Here is a 22,584-nt window from a genome sequence, read left to right on the forward strand (position 1 = left end):
AAAACCGCGGATGAAGTCTTCTATTGTTGCCAAACTGGAAGCGTTACAAGAGCGCCACGAAGAAGTGGAAGCACACCTCGGCGATGCCAATGTGATTGCCGATCAGGAGCGTTTTCGTGCGTTATCGCGCGAATATGCCCAGTTGACCGATGTGACCCGTTGCTTTAAAGAGTGGCAGGGCGTTCAGGACGATCTCGAAGCGGCAGAAATGATGCTGGAAGACCCTGAAATGCGCGAAATGGCGCAGGAAGAACTGAAAGAAGCCAAAGCCCGTAGCGAAGAACTGGAACAGCAGCTTCAGGTCTTGTTATTGCCGAAAGATCCCGACGATGAGCGCGGTTGTTTCTTGGAAATCCGAGCCGGAACCGGCGGCGATGAAGCGGCGATTTTTGCCGGCGATATGTTCCGTATGTACAGCCGTTACGCTGAGGCTCGTCGTTGGAAGATCGAAGTAATGAGCGCCAGTGATGGCGAGCACGGTGGTTATAAAGAAATTATTGCCAAAGTATCCGGCGAGGGCGTTTACGGCCAACTGAAATTTGAATCCGGCGGTCATCGCGTCCAGCGTGTGCCAGAAACCGAATCTCAGGGGCGTATCCATACGTCGGCCTGTACCGTCGCGGTGATGCCGGAAATACCTGAAGCTGAAATGCCAGAAATCAACGCGGGCGATCTGCGGATCGATACTTTCCGCTCCTCTGGTGCTGGCGGCCAGCACGTTAACACCACCGATTCCGCAATACGTATTACCCATATACCTACCGGGATTGTGGTGGAATGTCAGGATGAGCGTTCGCAGCATAAGAACAAAGCTAAAGCGATGTCAGTGCTGGGCGCGCGTATTCGCGCTGCCGAAGTGCAAAAACGTCAGCAGGCCGAAGCGTCTGAGCGTCGTAACCTGTTAGGGTCTGGCGATCGTTCCGATCGTAACCGCACCTATAACTTCCCACAGGGGCGCGTCACCGATCACCGTATCAACCTGACGCTGTACCGTCTGGATGAGGTGATGGAAGGCAAGTTGGATATGTTAATTCAGCCGATTGTGCAGGAATATCAGGCCGATCAGCTGTCCGCACTTTCCGAGCAAGATTGATGGATTATCAACGCTGGCTGGCGCAGGCTGCGGCACGTTTTCAGCACAGTGACAGTCCCAAACGCGATGCGGAAATTTTGTTGGGTTTTGTCACCGGGTGTCAGCGTACTTTTTTGCTGGCCTTCGGTGAAACCGAATTGACCGCAGTGCAGAAAGAACAACTGGAACTCTTAGCCTCTAGGCGAGAGCAGGGCGAACCTATCGCCTATCTGGTCGGTGAGCGCGAGTTTTGGTCGCTGCCGCTGAGCGTGTCTTCGGCCACGTTGATTCCTCGCCCTGACACCGAATGTCTGGTGGAACAGGCACTGGCGCGTTTACCCGAACAACCTTGTCGAATTCTAGATTTAGGCACCGGCAGCGGGGCAATAGCACTGGCGTTGGCCAGCGAGCGGCCAGATTGTCAGGTCACCGGCGTCGATCTCCAACCGGATGCGGTGGTGTTGGCGCGCCATAATGCGGAAAAACTGAGTCTAAACAACGTAGCGTTTCTGCAAGGCAGCTGGTTTTCCCCCCTCGCTGGGCGTTTTGCGTTGATTGCCAGTAATCCGCCTTATATTGATGCCAATGATCCTCACCTAGTGCAGGGTGACGTGCGCTATGAACCACACAGCGCACTGGTGGCTGAAGACGCAGGTCTGGCCGATCTTGCGGCCATTATCCGACAGGCACCCGAGTATCTGGAACCGAAAGGGTGGTTATTGCTGGAACACGGGTGGCAACAGGCGACAGCGGTAGAGAAGCTGCTGTTGCAGACCGGTTTTAGCGCGGTGGCAACCTGTAAAGATTACGGTAACAACGATAGGGTTACTTTGGGGCAGTGGTTGCCGCAGATGACACATAATTAGAATGAAAATGGAGTGACTCATCATGTGGATTGATTATATCGCCATGAAATATCTACATTTGGCGACGGTGGTTATCAGCATTAGTCTGTTTGTTTTGCGGTTCTTCTGGAAATGCCGCGGTTCAGCTATGATAGACAAACGTTGGGTGAAGATAACGCCACATATCAACGACACGTTATTGTTTGTCAGCGGTATTGCGCTGATATTTATCACCGGGTTTTACCCGTTCAGCCCGCAGGGTACCTGGCTAACGGAAAAACTGTTCGGTGTGATTCTCTACATCGTGTTGGGTTATGTCGCTTTAGGTAAACGCAACCGTAGCCAAAAAACGCGCTGTGTGGCCTTTATCCTCGCACTGGGTTGTCTGTACCTGATTATTAAACTGGCAACGACTAAATTACCTCTGCTGATGGGATATTTATGAGTACCATTGCTGATTTCGAATTCAACACCGCGCCTTTGAGTGAAGGGGTGTTACGGATTACCCAGGAAATCCGACCGAACTTTCCAATGGCTGACGTTCGCAACCAACTGCAACAGTTGGTTGATGATGCCCGCGCGGCGATGCCCTGTGACCTCAATCAAGATCAGCAATTGGAAGTGCTTATTGATTTGTTCTACCGCAAGTGGAAATTCGGTGGGGCGAGTGGGGTTTACCGGCTGTCCGACGCGATCTGGCTGGATAAAGTCCTGGCGAAACGTCAGGGTACGCCGGTTTCATTGGGCGTCATTTTTCTTCATATCGCCCATCAACTGGATTTGCCATTGATGCCAGTAATTTTCCCTACTCAGCTCATTCTTCGTGCCGATTGGCTAGATGAGGAAATGTGGCTGATTAATCCGTTAAACGGGGAAACGCTGAACGAGCATATGCTGGAAGTCTGGATTAAAGGTAATTTGGGGTTGTCTGCGGAACTGGAAGATGAAGATCTGGAAGAAGCGGAACATACCCTGATTATTCGTAAGATGTTGGATACGCTAAAAGCGGCGTTAATGGAAGAGAAACAAATGGAGCTGGCGCTGCGTGCCAGCGAAGCGGTGCTGGCGTTCGATCCCGAAGATCCCTACGAGATCCGCGATCGGGGTTTGATTTACGCTCAGCTGGACTGCAATCATATTGCCATCTCTGATTTAAGCTATTTTGTCGAACAGTGCCCGGAAGATCCTATCGCTGAAATGATAAAAATGCAGATTCACTCCATTGAGCAGCAGCGTATTACTCTGCATTAGCATAATTTGATAGGGCGCTGAGGCGTCGTGATTTATTCCGATTTACCATCCTTAAAGGCATAAGCATGAAACAAAAAGTGGTTAGCATTGGCGATATCAAGGTAGCGAACGACCTACCCTTTGTGCTGTTTGGTGGCATGAACGTGCTGGAGTCCCGCGATCTGGCGATGCGCATCTGCGAGCATTACGTCACCGTGACTCAAAAGCTCGGTATTCCTTACGTATTCAAAGCCTCGTTTGACAAAGCCAACCGTTCTTCGATTCATTCTTATCGCGGGCCGGGTCTGGAAGAAGGCATGAAAATCTTCCAGGAACTGAAGCAACAGTTCGGCGTGAAGGTCATCACCGACGTGCATGAAATCAGTCAGTGCCAGCCTGTCGCTGAAGTAGTCGATGTGATTCAGTTACCCGCGTTCCTGGCACGCCAGACCGATCTGGTGGAAGCCATGGCGAAAACCGGTGCCGTGATTAACGTGAAAAAACCGCAGTTTGTCAGCCCAGGCCAAATGGGGAACATTGTCGACAAATTCAAAGAAGCCGGTAATGATCAGGTTATTCTGTGCGATCGCGGCAGTAACTTCGGTTACGACAATCTGGTTGTTGATATGTTAGGTATCAATGTGATGGTGAAGTCTACCGGCGGTCATCCGGTTATCTTCGACGTCACTCACTCCCTGCAGTGTCGCGATCCGTTTGGCGCAGCGTCCGGCGGTCGTCGTGCACAGGTCGCCGAATTGGCGCGTGCTGGTATGGCCGTGGGTCTGGCCGGCCTGTTTATCGAAGCTCATCCAGAGCCTGACAGCGCGAAATGTGACGGTCCTTCCGCACTGCCGTTGGATAAACTGGAGCCGTTCTTGGTGCAGATGAAAGCCATCGACGATCTGGTGAAAAGCTTCCCAGAGCTGGATACCAGCAAATAAGCTGAGTTATTTCGCGAACTAAAGCGATAAAAAAGGGCAGCGTGGTGGATAACTACGCTGCCCTTTCTGTTGCTACCCATTCGTTTTTAACGTTGTTTCAGCGCCGCGAGCGCCTCCGGCAGAGATCCATAGAAGCTTAGCTTGCCTAGAATCGGCTTAACTCTAGCCCTCGCCAGCGTTTTCAATGGCTGGAACGGCGTATCGGTAATTATCAGCTCCCGGCCTTCTGGCAGAGCTTCCACAAAGCGTAGGAAGGCGTTCAGACCGCCAGCATCCAGCACCGGAACCGCGTCCCACTGTAAGATGATGGTTCGTCGATTCTCGCTCATTTCCAGCAGTTCATTGAAAATACGCTCAGCAGCGGCGAAAAACAGCGGGCCGTTGACTCGTAAAATCAGTGTTTGATTATCCTGAGCGCCGGACAACGGGCTGAGGCGAGTCATACGGGCGATGCGGCGCATAAACAGCAGCGAAGCCAGCACGATACCAACGGTAATAGCGATAACCATATCGAATAGCACCGTCAGGCTCATACACAGCAGCATGACGATAATGTCGTCTTTCGGCGCCCGCCGCAGTAAATCTACCACTTTGTGCGCTTCGCTCATGTTCCACGCCACGATCAGCAGCAGGGAAGCCATCGCCGCCAGCGGTAAATAAGAGAGCATCGGCGCTAATATCAATAACGCCAGCAGAACGAGCAGAGCGTGTACCACCGCAGAAATCGGGGAGGTTGCACCAGCGCGCACGTTGGCGGCGGAGCGAGCGATGGCGGCTGTTGCAGTGATCCCGCCGAAGAATGGCGCAATCATATTTCCCAGACCCTGACCCACCAGTTCGCTGTTTGGACGGTGTTTCTGCCCGGTCATACCGTCCAGCACGACGGCGCATAGCAGCGACTCAATGGCACCTAACATTGCCATGGTGAAGGCGGCGGGCAGCAGGGCGGATACTGTGGCCCAGCTCAGAGTAAACTCTTGCCCATGAGCGGCCGGTAGGTTCCACGGCAGTACGAACTGCGGCAAAATCGGAGGGATTCCTTGTCCGTAGGTACCATCGGCCAGCATATAGCTAAACTTTGAACCAATGGTTGCTACTTGCTGGTCGAACAGAGACAAAACCCACATGACAGCGGTACCTGCCACCAGCGCAGGTAAGTGACCCGGTAACTTAATCCCGAGCCTCGGCCAGAAAATCAAGACTAGCAACGTCACGCTGCCGATTAAGGTATCGCTGAAATTAAGGCTTGGAAGCGCCTGAATAAGTGCCGAAACTTTACCAATATAATTTTCCGGCACGCCCTCCATCTGTAGACCAAAAAAGTCTTTGACCTGCATGGTGGCAATGGTGATGGCAATCCCAGAAGTAAATCCGAGCGTCACCGATAGCGGAATATATTCAATCAATCGTCCTAGCCGTGCTAATCCCATGCAGAGTAAACACAGGCCGGACATCAGCGTGGCTAGCAATAATCCCGCTAGGCCGAACTGCTGTGAGACTGGGAATAAAATGACCACAAAAGCGGCGGTAGGGCCGGAAACGCTGTAACGCGAACCGCCGCTGACTGCAATGACAATACCGGCAATCGCGGAGGTATACAGGCCATATTGCGGAGGTACGCCGCTGGCAATAGCCAAAGCCATAGCTAAAGGAATGGCAATAATCCCGACGGTGACGCCGGCAATTATGTCTTTAATAAACCGTTGAAGTGTATAGGTTTCTCGCCAGCAAGCTTCAATAAGCGCGCTGAACGGCCTAATGCCGTTAATTCCGTGCGTTTTCATCTAAGGTGCAAACCAAATAAGGAAAAGACAAAATAAATGGCGGGCCAATAGGGGTCCGTCTCGAGTAGTGAATATCAACGATACGCCAAATGTGGGGCAGAGATCTAGATGTATATCAATCTCTGATTGGAATAAGGATAACAGGGGGTTTTAGAATGGTCCTACAAACGTAATAAGCACGGCGGGTAACGGGTTAAAGCGTCGACATTTATTCATTTTATGAACTTTTATCAGTTATAGATGAATATTTACCACTAATTAATAAAAGTGAATAAAAATGATTATTTTGCACTCCCTGTATTTGGTACGTAGGTGGCTAAAAGACGCTGGATACTGCAGCAGTAAAGTGTAAGAGGGCTGAAATAATGAAAATTTCCCTGTGGAATTGCCTTACACGGCTAAGATTTAGATGAGAAGCCCTTGAGGTGAATCTATATTATGCTTGGCATGATTAGGTTATAACGGGGGCAGAAAGCAATCTTATTTGAAAACGACGGGTCTCGCTGATGGCTATAGGTAAAGTGAACATAATGATGACAATACAACATAAGTTTCATTTTCCATGAGTTTTACCATGACTCTCTCATCGCTGTTTAACGATGCCTGTGTGACTTACGCATCGCTATCTATCAGCTATTTTGCATTGAGTAAAAATACGCCGTTTTCCTACGACGGTGAGAAATGGAAACGTTTGCTGTTTGGTCTGGTTTCCGGCCTGATATCGCTGTATTTGAATCAGGACAAATTTATTATCACCAATAGCTTCTTTTATAGCTTTGAAATATTACCGATCATTTTGGCGACATTTTACGGCGGCTGGCTCAGTGGCTTAGTCGCTTTAGCCATTAACATTATTTTTACCGGTCTGTTTACGCTAGATAATATGCTGATTGTTTTAATCATCTTTCCGCTGCTGTTATCCAAAGTGTGGGAAAGAAAGAGCAATCGGGTTTTCTATATCACTATCGCGCTTATTGCCGTTTACCGTACCTGCGTCGGCGCAACTTTTCTTAACTATGGACAGTTGTGGCCGTCAATACTGATATATCAGGCGTCTTCTGCTTTGTGCCTAGCTATTTGTTTCCACGCATTGAATTTTAAAGAACGCCACATTCATGCTTATTTCGCGATGAAAGATCGGGCCAACGTCGATAATCTTACCCGCTTAAATAACCGCGCTAGCGTTGATTTCCGCTTAAACCAATTAAGTACGTTAAGGCGCGCCTGCGGGTTATTGATTCTGGATCTGGATAAATTTAAAACAGTTAACGATAATTATGGTCACGGCGCGGGAGATTTAATTCTTTCCAGCGTGGGTGAAATTTTGAAGCAAACCGTGAGAAGTCTGGATTTTGTTGGTCGCTTCGGGGGGGAGGAATTTATCATTATTACCGAAAGCCACCATCCGGAAAGTATGAAAGTGATGGCGGAGCGCATTCGCGAAAGTATTCAACAGCTCGAAGTGACGTTAAGCGATGGACGTAAAGTCAGGATTACTATTTCTATCGGTGTTTCGCTGTATTTACCGGGAATGTCGATGGTGAAGGCGATAAAAATGGCGGACGATGCGCTGTATCAGGCTAAACGGCAGGGTCGAAATCAGGTGGTTTATAGCAAACTGATGCCATTCTCTCCGTTGGGCGATCGCACCAGGGGCGTGGGAAAGCGCCAGCCGCGGCGTAATAATCCGTTATAACCGATGAATACTATGAGGCATTTCTCTTGGGAATGGCTCAAAAGTTAAAGGCCCCGACTTTCGTCAGAGCCTTTAGCTCAAATATGGCGGTGAGAGAGGGGTTCGAACCCTCGATACACTTACGCGTATACACACTTTCCAGGCGTGCTCCTTCAGCCACTCAGACACCTCACCGTGTTGTTGCAGCGTTAAGCACTGCAACGGGGCGGTACTATAGGGATAGGGGCCTTGAGGGTCAAGAAGAATTTACGTGAAACCATTCGCTTGCTTAATTCACCGTCAACTTGTGGAAATACCCCGCAAATTCGCGTTATTTTTGCCAGAGTTCCGCTTGCTGTGGTGAATCTACCATCACAAAGTCGGCCTGAAGCTCTTTCGCTAAATTATAGTCAGATTGCGAATTAACACCGATTAACATCAATTTGCTCAATGAATTGCGTTTAAAACAATGAGTCACCTTTTGATTCCACACCATTGTCGCTGCTGATTGCCCTTTCCCAAGCGTTAAGGTTTCAACTACAGATACCGGGGCACGCAATTCAAAAGCATGATATTCCGGTTTCTGCGCTTCCATTCTGTCGTCAACCCGACAATTATCAGCCATGAGTACATTCGCCAGCGTTTTACGCGTATGGCTGCGCGGTGCAAATGTTTTGATCTCTGGCCCCAGCGCTTTGAAAAACCGATGCTTGGTCGAATAAACTCGGGTTCTGTCCGCCGCGTTGCTGTCAGTAATGACCGCCGAGATATATTGAGCCACGCGATCATAGTCTTTTGTCTGATCTTTAATGTCGATAAAGAATTTTGTGGTAGGAAATTTGTTTAATACGCTCGCCAGCGTGGGGATTTTTATCCCCAATCCTCTGAATTTATATTCTCCTTCAGATTCAAATTTATACCCCGCATCCAGCGTGTTGAGGTCTTCAAGGGTTAATTCAGCTACGGTTCCTTCTCCATCAGTTGTGGCATTGAGATTCTTCGAACGGAAAAGCACGGGAATGTTATCGCTACTGAGTTGGACACTAATCCAGATAATATCCGCCTGATGTTCCAGTGCGTGTTGAATCGCTTTTGTGGTGTTTTCCGGCAAATCCGCTGTACCGCCGCGATGAGCGACGATTAACGGTGCGGCCTGAGAGGGAAGCAGGCTGGGCAACAATGTGAGGGAAGAAAGATAAAATAAAGTGCATAATTTCATTAGGATACCCCTGTCCATAGAGATGTTGAAATGCATAGCATTTGTCGCTAGGCGCTGTTTTGGCTCAGGTGTTTTAGCATGGGGGAATTAGGGGGTGGCATAATCAAATTTAGCAGGCGCTATCTATTTTTTACTCAACAGAAACGAAGCGAAAAGAGATTCATCAGGGGAAAGCAGAGGGAATTGGGAAAGCGTCAGGTTTGGCTGATTTTAGATAAAAAAAAACGGCAATCACATTCAGAGGGGAATTACTTTATCCCTGCTGTGGATTGCCGTTCTTTTACGGAGGACTAACTGCATCATCCGGTACTCAATATGGCGGTGAGGGAGGGGTTCGAACCCTCGATACGCTTGCGCGTATACACACTTTCCAGGCGTGCTCCTTCAGCCACTCAGACACCTCACCGTATTGTTGTCACCAACGCCAAACGTTGTCGACCGGCGTAATGTAGGGAAAACCGAGCGCAGCGTCAACCCTCTTGTGTAGGGTTTATGACTGTTTAGCTAAAGTTGCATCAATTTGCTGATTTCATCGGCATTTATTTCCACAAAACCGCCACTTTGTTGTCAATGCCCTGCAGAAACATATTTGTTATACAAATAGATGATTATTTGTACATTTGTGCATAATTAGGCGATTAATTCGCACAATTAGTGCTTAATTATGAGGTTGGCTGGCATTGTTACTGGAATTATAGTCAAAAATGTCGCTAAATAATCGCTTAACGGGATTGAAATACCGAACGAAAGTACATCGGCCTGTGCGGCTATCTGAACAAACCCACGGCCAGTCGTACTTTTAGTCGGAATAGCACCTTTAGTCGGAATAGCATCTTTAGTCGGAATAGTATTAGGGGTAAATTTTGCAACAGTCAGATTCCGCACCGCAGCTCAGTAATGATCTGCCACAGTCGATTCCAGCCGGAACCGGGACTTTATTCTTCATCCAAACCTTTGCCACGTTAGGTTTTGCCGTGCTTTATTCCACATTGGTGCTGTATGCCACCAAGCGTTTGGGGTTCAGTGAGAGCAACGCCAATGCCATCATGGGCGTATTTGGCGCATTTAACTATGGGCTGCATTTATTCGGTGGTTACTTGGGGGGACGCTACCTGAGCAATCGAAATCTATTTGTGCTGGGCATGGTGCTACAGGTTATTGGTTGCTGGCTGATCGCGGTTTATGGTCTGTGGGGACTGTATTGGGGGCTGGCGATGTTCCTGACCGGCAGCGGCCTGAATGTCACCTGCCTGAATATGATGCTGACCCAGAGGTTTATGCCGGATGACGATCGCCGCGAATCGGCTTTCCTGTGGAATTATGCCGGGATGAATCTGGGCTTCTTCCTTGGTTTTGCCGTTGCCGGTTATTTCCAACTGAGTGAAAACTATCGTGCACTGTTCCTGTTTGCCACTTTGGGTAACCTGCTGGCGATTGTGATTACCTTATCTCGCTGGCACATATTGAAAGACACCAATACGCCACTACAGCAAGTTGGTGCAAAGCAAGCCAAACAGCGGATGCTGGTGGGTATTTTGGTGCTGATTGCTTTAGTCCCCATCATTCGTCTGTTGCTCACTTACGCCGGATTTAGCAGCTATTTTGTTATTGCTATCGGCATCGCTGTTTTTGTGATGCTGGGCGTAGTAACGGCTCGTCATCATCCTCACGTTGAGCGCCGCCGAATGTTGGCCTACATGCTGCTGGCCGCAGGCTCACTGGTATTTTGGGCGTTGTACCAGTTGGCTCCGATGGGGTTGATGCTGTTTGCTGAACATAATATCGATTTGAACGTTTACGGCTGGCGCGTGGCTCCGCAATGGATTCAGAACATCAATACCTTGGTGATTGTGTTCGGTGGGCCATTGATGGCGCTGTGGTTTAGTCGCCTGCGTAAACGCGGTCTCTCTATTGATGTTCCTCTTCAATTTTCTGGTGCGCTTTTGTGCATGGGGATGGGGATGCTGGTTCTGCCGCTGGGTATTCAACTGGCGGGAGGCGACGGGCTGGTGGCGTTTAAATGGATTGCGCTGAGCTATGTACTGCAAAGTATGGGGGAATTGCTCATCTCACCGATCGGGTATGCCATGATCGGCAAACTGGCTCCGCCGCGCTATCAAGGCGTAATGATGGGATGCTGGATGATGGTTACCGGCGTGGCATCAGTTCTGGCGGGCTATGTCTCTGGTATGATGCCGACCAATAGCGGCAGTACGCCGATAGAAACCAATCCGGGCTACAGTCAAATTTTCAACATGCTGGGCTGGGGTTCTTTGCTGACCGGCGCGGTGCTGATTGTGCTGATTCCGTTGTTGCGTCGTTTGATTCAGGAAGGGCAATTATCTGCGCAAAGCAAGCTGACAGAGCAAAACCGTTAACCCACTGGCATTATTCAGATTTAGGGCGAGATTTCTCCAGTTTCGCCCTTGCATCTCACCGCTAATCGCGGAAATCTAAGGTGACTTACGCTAGGAGCCTACAGATCATGAATATTATTTTTTATCACCCCTTTTTTGATGCCCAACTGTGGCTAACGGGTATGAAGACGCGTTTACCGCAGGCCAATATTCGTCAATGGCAGCGGGGTGATAACCAGCCGGCGGATTATGCCCTGGTATGGAATCCGCCTCACGAAATGCTGGCTAAGCGCCAACAGCTGAAAGGTCTGTTTGCGTTGGGCGCAGGCGTGGATGCCATTCTGGATCAGGAGCGACGTCATCCAGGAACTTTACCTGCCGGGGTGCCGTTGGTGCGGTTGGAAGATACCGGTATGGCGTTGCAGATGCAGGAATATGCGGTGAGTAGTGTGCTGCGTTATTTCCGCCGCATGGATGAGTATCAGTTACAGCAGGCGCAAAAACTGTGGCAGCCGCTGACGCCTCATCAGCATGATAATTTTGTCGTGGGGATCATGGGCGCGGGCGTATTGGGCAAAAGCGTGGCACAAAAACTGGCTGGTTTTGGCTTTAAAGTGCGTTGCTGGAGCCGAACGCCAAAGCACATTGACGACGTCGAAAGCTATGCGGGTGGTGCACAGTTGGGCGATTTTCTCAAAGGGACGCAATTGTTGATCAATCTGTTGCCGAATACGCCGGAAACTATGGGCATTCTTAATGGTTCACTGTTCTCCCAATTGAATAAGCAGGCTTATGTGATCAATCTGGCTCGCGGCGTGCATTTGCTGGAGCGGGATTTGCTGGCGGCGATGAGCCAAGGGCAGGTTGCAGCCGCTACGCTGGACGTTTTTGCCGAAGAACCTCTACCGAGTATGCATCCATTCTGGACGCATCCGCGAGTGACCATTACGCCGCATATTGCCGCTATTACTTTACCTGAAGTGGCGATGGACCAGGTGGCAGAGAATATCAAACTGATCGAAGCGGGCAAGCAACCGCTAGGTCTGGTGGATGTGGCACGCGGTTACTGATTCCAGTAGGCAAAACATGGGTTTCAGCTCGGCTGTGCGGGGGATTCCTGCTATGCTTAGCGGACTATGTTTTGCCTAACAAACTGAGAATAAGAACCCGCGGAGTAGTTATGTATCCAGTTGATTTGCATATGCACACAGTCGCCAGCACCCACGCTTACAGTACCCTGCATGATTACATCGCCGAAGCGAAACAAAAGAATATTCAGCTGTTTGCGATTACCGATCACGGCCCGGATATGGCTGATGCTCCACACTACTGGCACTTTATGAATATGAAAGTGTGGCCACGGCTAGTCGATGGCGTGGGTATTCTGCGCGGTATTGAAGCGAATATTAAAAATCTGGACGGGGATATTGATTGCACCGGTCCAATGCTGGACGCGGTGGATCTGGTGATCGCCGGTTTCCATGAGCCAGTATTTCCGCCGCAGGATAAAGCCGCTCATACTCAGGCAATGATTGCTGCGATGGCGCAGGGCGATGTGCACATTATTAGCCACCCTGGAAATCCGAAGTTTCCGGTCGATATTCCCGCAGTTGCTGCAGCGGCCGCAAAATATCAGGTGGCGCTAGAGTTGAATAATTCATCCTTTACTCACTCCCGTAAAGGCAGTGAAACTAACTGCCGCGCTATCGCTGAAGCGGTGCGCAATGCGGGGGGCTGGCTGGCGCTGGGGTCTGATTCTCACGTGGCATTTTCGCTGGGAATTTTTGATCACTGCGAACGCATTATTGCTGATGTGGGTTTCCCCGAAGATCGCATTTTGAACGTAAGCCCGCGTCGTTTGCTGAATTTCCTCGAACTGCGAGGCCGTCCGGCCATTGCGGAATTGGCCGATTTGTGACATCGTCACGCCCAATCTTACCGCAGTAAAATAGTTACCGTAGTAAATGGTCTGCGTAGTCAACGCTTTTGCTGCGGAAAACATTTACTGCCGTAGTCCCCTCTAGATAAATGGATTAGGACAGTTTTATGAATGATTTTTCGCTGGTTTGCCGGGTGTTGGGTTCGCTGTTTTATCGTCAACCGCAAGATCCGCTATTAGCGCCGCTGTTTACTCTGATTGAGCAGGGCAAGCTGGAGCAACATTGGCCGCTGGAGCAAGGTGATCTGCTGGCGCGTTTGCAACAGGAATATCAGCCGCAGGCGCTGGCCGATGATTATGCCGCGTTATTTACCGGCAGCGAATGCAGCGTTTCGCCTTTTGCTTCCCAATGGGAAGACGCGCGTCCAGAAGCGGAGTTACGCGCTTTCTTGCAACAACGCGGTATGCCGTTAAACGACGGGCCGGTAGATCACTTTGGTTCACTGCTACTGGCCGCCTCCTGGCTGGAAGATCAGGCGCAGGAAGACGAAGTTCAGGCACAGATTGCTCTGTTTGATGATTTCCTGTTCCCGTGGTGCGGGCGTTTCCTCGGTAAAGTGGAAGCCCATGCGGCGACCGGTTTTTACCGCACGCTGGCACAGTTAACTCGCGAAGCGCTTCAGGCGATGCGCGATGAGCTGGCGGAAGAAGAAGACGAACCCGAGGCAGAATAACCCGTAGGTTGCTTAGCTTGGACGATCAAAAAGCCCGCCGAGCAGCGGGCTAGTATGATTGTTCGGTAAACGCAGGTTTTTAGTCAGTAAAGGGTACGATTAACATCCCCGGTTTAACTTCCAGTCCTTTAGCCAGTTTTTTCGCCATGGCTTCGGTTTTGCTTTTTTCAGCATCTAATACGTAGGCCGGTTGTTGATCAAAATACGATTTTAGCGACTGATTTAGATAGGGTTTTAACATACTCATCACCGAATCCATTTTTTCCGGTTGAACTTTATAATCGATCACTTCCATATCTTTCAGGAAAATAGCCCCTTTCTCACGATCGAATACCGGCTGCGCTTTTAGCGTCAGTTGCATATCGGCGTTCTGTGGGCCGAGGATCGAACTGATTTTCACCTGAGCATTGCCGGTTAGCGTCACTTTACCCGGCTCAGCGCGTCCTATCTGGCTCTGTAATTGGCTCAGGGTAATATGGGCATCAACTAGACCCGGCACGCCAATCTGTTTCTCGTAATTATTGTGTTTTTGCAAATACTCGTTAATTTCCTGCTCGGTTAGCGTGTACTGTGTCAGTGGGTTGCAGCCGGAAATGGCACCGACAAAAATCAGAGCGGCAGCGCCCCAAAATAACTTTCTCATGATGACCTCGTTGAACCGCAAATTTGGCTAATAGTAACCGGTTAGACCGTGGGTTGGAATTTGTAACCGGTTTCTGCCGTGGCAACGCCGTTGGTGGCGTCTAGAAATTAAGGCTGGATAGTGCGGGAGCGGGGAGAAACTGCCAATCGGATAACTCTGTGTCCGGTGATTTAATTCACTAGACAAGGGTTAGGCGCGTTTATTCCTGATTCTCGACAGCGTCCATCAGCAAAAAAGTGCCTGCCTGCCGTTGGTAACTGTCTATTTGCGGAACCAGACGCCTGAAGTGCTCGGTTTTGCAGTGGGTATCCAGCGCGGCGCGATCTGGCCATTGCTCGATAAAAATGAAATGGCCGGGATCTTTTTGGTTGATACACAACTCATAAGCGTGACAAAGCGGCTCCTGCAAGGTTTTTTCTACTAATTCCCGATATAGCGGCATAACTTTATCGATATGTTCAGGATGAATAAAATCTTGCGCGATCACTTTCAACATAGGAATAACTCACTGTTACGCTGGAATCGGGATAGCCAGCTGTCCATGTAATTCGGCCACTTGTTACAAGGTTAGCTGCCGCTTAACATCGCCGGTTCGATACGCCGTTGATTAAACTGCCAATATAATCCAGCCAGCGTAATCAGGCCGATGATTCCGAGCAAGAACCAAGGGAGCTGCGGCAAAGACAGACTTTTACCCGTGTCGTACATCCAGCCGCCGCCGGTGTAGCCGAGTGCACCGCCCAACGCCAAACCTAAGCGGCTAAAGCCCATATAGCTGCCTCTGGCGCGCGCATCTGCCAGTGAGGCGCTCAGCGTTTCCCGCGCCGGTTCGGCAATAATAGAACCCAAATAGAAGAAACAGATCAGCATTAATAATGTCTGCAAACTGTCGGTTAACCCGATAGGGAACATGCTGATGCTCATAATAAACAGACCGGTCATCAGCCGCTGTTCTAGACGAAAATGCTTTTCGCTCCAACGGGCGATCGGATACAACAACGTCAATGACAGCGCGGCTTCAATGGCATACATCCATTTTACCGCAGCCGGAGAACCAGCCACTTCGTTCACGACGATAGGCAGCATCAACATTACCTGTACCGCCAGCATGTAATAACCCGTAAGCGTCAGGACATAGGTCAGGAAGCGTTTGTCGCGAATCACTCGCAGCATGCCTTCCCGCATTGGGGCGCGCACCGTAGAAATGCGGTAAGCGGGGAGCAGCCAAGCGTTCCACAGCGCCGCCAGCACAAAAATAAATGCACCAACCCAACACACCAGATGGAAATCATACTGTAGCAGCCAACTGCCCAGTAGAGCACCGACCACTGCACCGGCGCTATCTTGCATCATTAGAATGGAGTAAAAACGGCCACGTTCATGAGGGCGAACCAGTTTGATAACCAACGCGGTGCGCGGCGGATCGAACAACGTGCCGCCCAGCGCGGACAACGCGCAGGATAACCACAGAATCCACGGCTGATCCGCCATGGCCATCAGGGCAAAACCTACTGCCCGCAGTAACATCCCAATCACGATCATGGGTTTTGCGCCGAAACGGTCAGCAATGGCGCCGCCAAAAATACCCAAGCCTTGTTGAATAAACTGTCTCAATCCCAGTGCGGCACCGACAACAACTGCAGCCCAGCCTAATTGATCGACAAATCGTATAGAGATCAGGGGAAACACCACGAAAAACCCCAGTACGACTAATAAGTTATCAAACAATAAGAAATACTTACCCAAGCTGCGCGCTTGCGATACCAGAGACATGTTTCACCGTCAGAAATAGAAAGGGGGGAAGGACAATTATTACCCTGATAGTTTGTACCTAAATTGATAGAAACGATAGATGGTGAGTTGATGATATTTTTTTATCGTCAATACGTTAGCTAGCTGGCAAATTGATAAAAAAAATCGTTTTTGCGGATTGATTGCGCAATAACTCGTCAATAGCGGTTTTACCCGCGACCATGGCAACGGTTATATTAATCGTCACTATTAATGTTCCGCCTGAATTAAGGGGAGTCGATGTTTGGCTATCATTCAGCATCACCAAAAGTACGCCTGACAACCGATCGTATGTCGCTGCGTTTGGTTCATGAGCGGGATGCGTACCGGATGGCGGAGTATTACGCCGAAAATCAGGCATTCCTTAAACCTTGGGAGCCTGTGCGAGATCAAAGCCACTGTGTGCCTTCCGGTTGGCAAGCGCGGCTCAGCATGATTGCCGAGATGCATAAACAGGGCAGCGCCTATTATTTTATTCTGCTCGATCCGGAAGAAAATGAGGTGCGCGGCGTTGCCAATTTCAGCAATGTGATGCGCGGTTCATTCCATGCCTGTTTCCTCGGCTATTCTCTCGGCGAGCGCTGGCAGGGAAAGGGCTTAATGTTTGAAGCACTGCAACCCCTGATTCGCTATATGCAGCGGCAGGAAAAAATGCACCGAATCATGGCTAACTATATGCCGCATAATCGCCGCAGCGGCGATCTGCTGGCCAGATTGGGCTTTGAACGGGAAGGTTATGCGAAAGATTATTTGCTCATCGATGGCCAGTGGCGCGATCACGTGCTGACGGCATTGACCGATACTGAATGGAAATCAACGCGCTGAGGTTAGGATGAAATACAGTTTAACCCCGTTAGAAGCCCGAGTAGTGGGCTGTTTGCTGGAAAAACAGGTGACAACGCCGGAGCAGTATCCAATGTCTCTGAACGGCATTACTACCGCCTGTAACCAGAAAACCAACCGCGAGCCGGTGATGGAACTGTCCGAGAGCGAAGTGCAGCAAACGCTCGACCTGCTGACGAAAAAACACTTTATTCGTAGCCAAAGTCTGGTGAATAGCCGGGTAATGAAATATGAACACCGCTTTTGCAACTCGGAGTTCGGTAATCTGAAGTTTTCTTCTGCCGAGGTCGCGATAGTCACCACGTTACTGCTACGCGGCGCGCAAACGCCAGGAGAGTTGCGTACCCGCACCAATCGTATGCATGAATTCAGCGATGTGAGTGAGGTAGAGGCAACGTTGGAAAGGCTCGCTGCACGTGAGGACGGGCCTTTTGTGGTGCGTTTGCCTCGCGAACCAGGCAAGAGAGAAAGCCGCTATATGCATCTGTTTAGCGGTGAGATTGCCGCTGCGCCTGCGGACGAGCTGACAAATGAAGCGGTCAACGGCGCGCTGGAAACCCGAATTACTCAACTGGAATATCAGGTAGCTGAACTGACTCGCCGTTTGGATGAAGTCATGACCCAGTTGGATGACTAATAAGGTCACTATGAAAAAACTTCGCGTAGGTATGGTCGGGCTTGGCGGTATTGCGCAGAAAGCCTATTTACCCATTTTAAGCCGCGCCGACGACTGGACGCTGGTAGGCGCTTTTTCGCCCAACCAGGGCAAAGCTCAGCCGCTGTGTGACAGCTACCGAATACCGTATTTTTCCCGATTGAATGAGATCGCGACGGCCTGTGACGCGATTTTTGTTCACAGCAGCACCGCCAGCCATTTTGAGGTGATCGGCGAGCTACTACGCGCTGGCGTTCACGTCTACGTGGATAAACCATTGGCCGAAACCGTGGAACAATCGGAACAGCTAATTGAACTAGCGGAAAAACAGGGCAAGGCACTGATGGTTGGCTTCAATCGCCGTTTTGCGCCGCTGTATCAGCAACTCAAGCGGGAAATGATTCAGCCAGCTTCCCTGCGCATGGAAAAACACCGACAGGATAGCGTTGGCCCAAACGGCCTGGGGTTTACCCTGCTGGATGATTATTTGCACGTGCTGGATACTGTCCTGTGGCTGGGAGGCGAAAACGCCAACCTATTGGGAGGGCATATCGCCACTAATGACGCGGGGCAGATGCTGTATGCCGAACATTATTTTCAGGCCGGAAACTGCCTGATTACCAGCAGTATGCATCGGCGGGCGGGAACCCAGCGGGAAAGCGTACAGGCAGTGACGGAAGGGCATTGCTACCAGATAACCGATATGCGGCGCTGGCAGCAGGAGTCTGCTGGCCAGATGTTCGAAACTCCGGCACCTGGCTGGCAAACAACGTTAGAACAGCGCGGGTTTGTCGGCGCGGTACGTCATTTTATTGATTCCGTTAGCCATCAAACCCCAACGTTGATTTCCGGTGAACAGGCTATTAGCGCTCAGCGAAGGGTGGAAAAACTGCTGGAAAAGCGTTGAGAGGCCCGCGAGGGCGCGAGATGCAGATTGTTACAACAAGCAGTGGCTATTAGTCGGCGGATACGTAGACTATTGTCATACTAAAAACCCGTCATCGGGTTGAGCTGACGCCTGCTAATCGCAGGCGTTGATATTTCCAGCGTAACGAATCAGAAAAATATATGAATTTACTTAAATCACTGGCTGCGGTCAGTTCGATGACCATGTTTTCGCGCGTGTTGGGCTTTGCCAGGGATGCGATTGTCGCGCGAATTTTTGGTGCCGGTATGGCTACCGATGCGTTTTTTGTCGCATTCAAATTGCCTAATCTGCTACGGCGTATTTTTGCTGAAGGGGCGTTCTCGCAGGCTTTCGTACCGATTCTGGCAGAATACAAAAGTCAGCAGGGGGAAGAGGCGACACGCACCTTTGTGGCTTATGTTTCCGGCCTGTTAACGCTGGTATTGGCTGTGGTCACGGTATTGGGGATGCTGGCTGCGCCTTGGGTGATTTACATTACTGCCCCTGGTTTTACCGATACGCCGGATAAATTTGCTCTGACCTCTGCGCTGTTGCGCATTACTTTCCCGTATATCCTCTTGATCTCACTGGCCTCGCTGGTGGGTGCGATACTGAATACTTGGAACCGCTTCTCCATTCCGGCCTTTGCACCGACGTTATTGAACGTCAGTATGATCGGCTTCGCTTTGTTTGCCGCACCGTATTTCCATCCGCCGATTTTAGCTTTGGCCTGGGCAGTCGTTTTGGGCGGCGTATTGCAATTGGGCTATCAGCTGCCGCATTTGAAGAAAATCGGTATGCTGGTGTTGCCTCGTTTGGCGCTGCGCGACGCTGGCGTGTGGCGGGTGATGCGCCAGATGGGACCTGCAATTTTAGGGGTTTCCGTTAGCCAGATATCCCTGATCATCAATACCATTTTTGCTTCTTTTCTGGTGTCTGGTTCGGTTTCATGGATGTATTACGCCGATCGCTTGATGGAGTTTCCTTCTGGCGTGTTGGGCGTGGCGTTAGGCACTATTTTGTTGCCATCGCTGGCGAAAAGTTTCTCCAGCGGCAACCACGATGAGTATTCCCGCCTGATGGATTGGGGGCTGCGTCTGTGCTTCCTGCTGGCTATTCCCAGCGCGGTTGCCTTGGGTATTTTGGCCAAGCCGCTGGTGGTTTCCCTGTTCCAATACGGTAAATTCAATGCCTTTGATGCGGTAATGACCCAACGTGCATTGGTGGCCTATTCGGTTGGTTTAATTGGACTCATTGTGGTGAAGGTATTGGCGCCCGGCTTTTACTCTCGACAAAATATTAAAACACCAGTGAAAATTGCCATCGTCACTTTGATCATGACTCAGGTGATGAACCTGATGTTTATCGGGCCGTTGAAGCACGCGGGTTTATCTCTCTCTATTGGTTTGGGTGCCTGTTTGAACGCTAGCCTACTGTACTGGCAGTTGCGTAAACAGAAAATCTTCCAACCTCAGCCGGGTTGGGGGATATTTATGACCAAACTGATTGTAGGCGTGGTTGCAATGTCCTCGGTGCTGGTTGGCATGTTGTGGCTGATGCCCGCTTGGGACGTCGGCGGCATGGCCTACCGACTGTTACGTCTGTTTGCGGTAGTGATGGCCGGCGTGGTGGCCTACTTTGGCGTTCTGGCGCTACTGGGCTTCAAACTGCGCGACTTTGCCCGCCGGGTTGCCTGATAACTAAACGGGAAAAATGCTCATATCATCTAGATGTGAAGCCCGATTTGTTATCGGTTATACATGAGATAGTCACCTCCACCCTGTTAGCGGTACGCTGACAGGGTGTTTTTTTATATCTCATGAGATCAATATCTCAGTTTTATTATCCGCACTACAAAATCCCTCAAAAATTCTTTTATATTAATTATCACCATTATTTTTAGATCAATCCTTGTGAGATTAGTCATTAAAGCTAATATTTTTCTGATTCATGCCGATAAGTGTATTAAGACGGGGTTTTCTGGATTATTTAATATTTCATAAGAATCTTCTGAATGATGATATTCATTACTAACGCTGTGCATATTAATTTGACTTAGTGTTGAAAAATAATTGATTTATTTACTGGTTTAATAACATTCTGATTGCGTTTAAGTTTGGCTGAATAACAGTGATATAACCGTTTGCGTCTCGCTGGATTCAGGGTTTAGTCAATTTAGAATGAAATATATTCACATATATTTAACTCAAGGATGAGTAGGGCTGGTTATTTACTCAATAGCCTAGGCTATTCCTCATAATGGAATCTATGATAAAAAGAATCGGACTCTATTTTCTGCTCGTCAGTAGCCCCGTTCAGGCAGCTACTCAGCCCATCATGGGGAATTTTTTACCGCTAGGTGAAAGCGAAGCGCGCCGTTCATTGCAGAACAGCGCCCGTGAGGTTAATGAGCTAATGGAACAGCGTCGCTATCAACAATTGCGCCAACCTAAGGCGATTGAAGAGGATGTGATTCCTGCCCAGGTGGCGTTGCCAGAATCCGATCGTTGTCTGGCGATAAACGGTGTTTATTTACAGGGAATCACCCTTTTAGGGGTAGGTGAACTGAATAAACTGACTGCTTTACCTTCAGATTGCATTACCAGTAATGATATCAATCGCCTGACTCATGAATTAACCCGTCTCTATGTCAGGCAGGGTTATATCACCGCTCGCGTGAATTTTGTTCCGCTGAATACTGACGGTGAATTAGGCATCAATGTTATTGAGGGAGTGGTAGAGAAAATAGAAGGGGGCGATCATTGGGTGAATAGCCGATTATTATTCCCTGATGTTGTAGGTAAACCGCTCAAATTATCGCAGCTTGATCAAGGCTTAGATCAAGCCAATCGATTGCAATCCAATCAGACGAAATTAGATATTTTACCGGGGAAGAGTACCGGCGGTTCTATTATTCGTTTAAACAATACCCATAAAAAGCCTTGGTTGCTGACAGGAACGTTGGATAACTATGGTCAGAAAAATACCGGAAAGTGGTTGGTCCGTACTACCGCCAGCGTTGATAGTCCGTTTGGTTTATCTGACTTTGTTAGCATGAACATCAGCAGTACGATCAAAGATGAATCGCGTCATCATAATCGGGCTTATACCTTTCTTTATTCTTTGCCCTACGGAGCCTGGACGTTCAGCAGTTTTGCCAGTTATTCCGAATACTTGAATTACCAGCGCTTACCGCTCAATACCGTGAAACTGGATGGCAATACCCAGCAGTATGGTGGGCGCGCAGATTATATGTTTTATCGTGACCAAGAGCAGATCGATTCCCTGAATGCGCAGCTGACCTATAAGAATGTGAATAACTACCTTGAGTCTTCCCGTTTAGGTATCAGCAGTACCACCCTGACGGTATTGGAGTTGGGGGCCAATCATTTGCAAATTCTTCCGCGCGGCGTGATCAGCCTGAATGCCAGCGTTGAACGGGGACTCAGTTGGTTTGGTGCGGATAAAGCCAGTTCGCATTGGGCGGCCAACTACCCTGACCCTCAATTTACCAAAGCGAAGATGTTTGCCACTCTCAGCCAGCGTTTTAGCCTGTGGGAGCAGCCTTACCAACTTACTCATTTGTTTTACGGCCAGTACAGTCGCGATCCCTTGCCTGGGGTCGAATGGCTAAGCCTGACCGATAGCAGCGCGGTGCGTGGTTTTAGCCGCAACACCCTTTCGGCGGATAACGGCTGGTATCTGCAAAATACATTGTCACGACCGATCACACTCGGTAATGCTAGCTTGACGCCGCGCATAGGCGTTGACGTAGGGCGTGTTCAAGCCCATCGCGATGCCGTTGGCTGGCAGAGCAATATGGGGCTGAGTGCCGGTGTTTCCTTCAAATATTCGCAGGCGGTGATTGATTTGGATGTGAGCCGAGGATGGCTACTTTCCGATCAAAAAAGTCCCACCGACCCGATTCAGGTGTTAGCTCGCCTGAGCTACAGCTTTTAGCTGACTTTCCATTCGTCAGTGTTGCAGTGCTTTTACCTTTCAATGAATG

20 protein-coding genes and 2 tRNA genes are annotated in these 22,584 nt (G+C 49.7%); 15 read left to right on the top strand and 7 right to left on the bottom strand.

Translation table 11 applies throughout. The features are described from left to right. Window positions 1–10: 10 nt before the first annotated feature. From prfA to kdsA, 5 genes are all read left to right on the top strand, one after another. Complete coding sequence (gene prfA, locus AD970_RS07330; protein WP_049597649.1) at window positions 11–1,093, top strand: peptide chain release factor 1; 1,083 nt, start codon at window positions 11–13, stop codon at window positions 1,091–1,093. Continuing rightward, window positions 1,093–1,938, top strand: coding sequence for a peptide chain release factor N(5)-glutamine methyltransferase (gene prmC / locus AD970_RS07335; protein WP_049597650.1), 846 nt, complete (start codon window positions 1,093–1,095; stop codon window positions 1,936–1,938). The genes prfA and prmC overlap by 1 nt, the downstream gene beginning before the upstream one ends. A gap of 22 nt (window positions 1,939–1,960) precedes the next feature. Then, a complete protein-coding gene (locus AD970_RS07340) occupies window positions 1,961–2,362 on the top strand; it encodes a SirB2 family protein (RefSeq protein ID WP_049597651.1) in 402 nt (133 codons plus the stop codon). Beyond that, window positions 2,359–3,168: an invasion regulator SirB1 gene (sirB1, locus tag AD970_RS07345; protein ID WP_049597652.1), complete on the top strand. Its 810-nt coding sequence runs from the start codon at window positions 2,359–2,361 to the stop codon at window positions 3,166–3,168. Before AD970_RS07340 ends, sirB1 begins: the two co-directional genes overlap by 4 nt. 65 nt (window positions 3,169–3,233) lie before the next feature. Then, complete coding sequence (gene kdsA / locus AD970_RS07350; protein ID WP_049597653.1) at window positions 3,234–4,088, top strand: 3-deoxy-8-phosphooctulonate synthase; 855 nt, start codon at window positions 3,234–3,236, stop codon at window positions 4,086–4,088. 86 nt (window positions 4,089–4,174) lie between these two features. On the opposite strand, the gene dauA is transcribed toward kdsA, so the two are convergent. Continuing rightward, window positions 4,175–5,872 (bottom strand): C4-dicarboxylic acid transporter DauA, encoded by a 1,698-nt coding sequence (gene dauA, locus AD970_RS07355; protein WP_049597654.1) that lies wholly within the window; start codon window positions 5,870–5,872, stop codon window positions 4,175–4,177. A 562-nt stretch (window positions 5,873–6,434) separates the two neighbouring features. Between dauA and AD970_RS07360 the strand changes: the two genes are divergently transcribed. Beyond that, window positions 6,435–7,568, top strand: a complete 1,134-nt coding sequence (locus AD970_RS07360) for a GGDEF domain-containing protein (protein ID WP_049597655.1) — start codon at window positions 6,435–6,437, stop codon at window positions 7,566–7,568. Between the two features lie 84 nt (window positions 7,569–7,652). Here AD970_RS07360 and AD970_RS07365 read toward each other — a convergent pair. From AD970_RS07365 to AD970_RS07380, 3 genes are all read right to left on the bottom strand, one after another. After that, window positions 7,653–7,742 (bottom strand) — tRNA-Ser (locus tag AD970_RS07365). 136 nt (window positions 7,743–7,878) lie between these two features. Continuing rightward, entirely contained in the window at window positions 7,879–8,802 is a 924-nt protein-coding gene (locus AD970_RS07370) for a glycerophosphodiester phosphodiesterase family protein (protein ID WP_084728127.1), read from the bottom strand. Between the two features lie 280 nt (window positions 8,803–9,082). After that, a tRNA-Ser gene (locus AD970_RS07380) sits at window positions 9,083–9,172 on the bottom strand. Between the two features lie 457 nt (window positions 9,173–9,629). Between AD970_RS07380 and AD970_RS07385 the strand changes: the two genes are divergently transcribed. The 4 genes from AD970_RS07385 (at window position 9,630) to AD970_RS07400 (ending at window position 13,736) form a co-directional block, all read left to right on the top strand. Next, window positions 9,630–11,144, top strand: a complete 1,515-nt coding sequence (locus tag AD970_RS07385) for a peptide MFS transporter (protein WP_049597658.1) — start codon at window positions 9,630–9,632, stop codon at window positions 11,142–11,144. A gap of 107 nt (window positions 11,145–11,251) precedes the next feature. Then, on the top strand, window positions 11,252–12,193 hold the full coding sequence (ghrA, locus tag AD970_RS07390; RefSeq protein WP_049597659.1) for a glyoxylate/hydroxypyruvate reductase GhrA: 942 nt from the start codon (window positions 11,252–11,254) through the stop codon (window positions 12,191–12,193). A gap of 110 nt (window positions 12,194–12,303) precedes the next feature. Continuing rightward, window positions 12,304–13,041 (top strand): phosphatase, encoded by a 738-nt coding sequence (locus AD970_RS07395; protein WP_049597660.1) that lies wholly within the window; start codon window positions 12,304–12,306, stop codon window positions 13,039–13,041. Window positions 13,042–13,169: 128 nt separating this feature from the next. Then, window positions 13,170–13,736: a TorD/DmsD family molecular chaperone gene (locus tag AD970_RS07400; protein ID WP_049597661.1), complete on the top strand. Its 567-nt coding sequence runs from the start codon at window positions 13,170–13,172 to the stop codon at window positions 13,734–13,736. A gap of 79 nt (window positions 13,737–13,815) precedes the next feature. Here AD970_RS07400 and AD970_RS07405 read toward each other — a convergent pair whose 3' ends face one another. The 3 genes from AD970_RS07405 to mdtH all read right to left on the bottom strand — a co-directional run bounded on the left by AD970_RS07405 (window position 13,816) and on the right by mdtH (window position 16,152). After that, the gene (locus AD970_RS07405; protein ID WP_049597662.1) at window positions 13,816–14,379 is read right to left on the bottom strand and encodes a lipoprotein; all 564 of its coding nucleotides are present in this window, start codon (window positions 14,377–14,379) and stop codon (window positions 13,816–13,818) included. Between the two features lie 199 nt (window positions 14,380–14,578). Further along, complete coding sequence (locus AD970_RS07410; RefSeq protein WP_049597663.1) at window positions 14,579–14,875, bottom strand: putative quinol monooxygenase; 297 nt, start codon at window positions 14,873–14,875, stop codon at window positions 14,579–14,581. Window positions 14,876–14,946: 71 nt separating this feature from the next. After that, complete coding sequence (mdtH, locus tag AD970_RS07415; RefSeq protein WP_049597664.1) at window positions 14,947–16,152, bottom strand: multidrug efflux MFS transporter MdtH; 1,206 nt, start codon at window positions 16,150–16,152, stop codon at window positions 14,947–14,949. A 258-nt stretch (window positions 16,153–16,410) separates the two neighbouring features. On the opposite strand from mdtH, the gene rimJ reads away from it, so the two are divergent. The 5 genes from rimJ to AD970_RS07440 all read left to right on the top strand — a co-directional run bounded on the left by rimJ (window position 16,411) and on the right by AD970_RS07440 (window position 22,535). Then, the gene (rimJ, locus tag AD970_RS07420) at window positions 16,411–16,995 is read left to right on the top strand and encodes a ribosomal protein S5-alanine N-acetyltransferase (protein ID WP_049597665.1); all 585 of its coding nucleotides are present in this window, start codon (window positions 16,411–16,413) and stop codon (window positions 16,993–16,995) included. Window positions 16,996–17,002: 7 nt separating this feature from the next. Further along, window positions 17,003–17,650, top strand: a complete 648-nt coding sequence (locus AD970_RS07425; RefSeq protein ID WP_049597666.1) for a YceH family protein — start codon at window positions 17,003–17,005, stop codon at window positions 17,648–17,650. 10 nt (window positions 17,651–17,660) lie between these two features. Next, entirely contained in the window at window positions 17,661–18,575 is a 915-nt protein-coding gene (locus tag AD970_RS07430; protein WP_072080613.1) for a Gfo/Idh/MocA family protein, read from the top strand. 161 nt (window positions 18,576–18,736) lie between these two features. Further along, window positions 18,737–20,272 carry a murein biosynthesis integral membrane protein MurJ gene (gene murJ, locus AD970_RS07435; protein ID WP_049597668.1) on the top strand — a complete coding sequence of 512 codons (1,536 nt, stop codon included), beginning with the start codon at window positions 18,737–18,739 and terminating at the stop codon, window positions 20,270–20,272. A 571-nt stretch (window positions 20,273–20,843) separates the two neighbouring features. After that, the gene (locus AD970_RS07440; RefSeq protein WP_049597669.1) at window positions 20,844–22,535 is read left to right on the top strand and encodes a ShlB/FhaC/HecB family hemolysin secretion/activation protein; all 1,692 of its coding nucleotides are present in this window, start codon (window positions 20,844–20,846) and stop codon (window positions 22,533–22,535) included. The last annotated feature ends 49 nt before the right edge of the window (window positions 22,536–22,584 follow it).

It is taken from the genome of Yersinia nurmii (genome assembly GCF_001112925.1).
Lineage (GTDB): Bacteria > Pseudomonadota > Gammaproteobacteria > Enterobacterales > Enterobacteriaceae > Yersinia > Yersinia nurmii.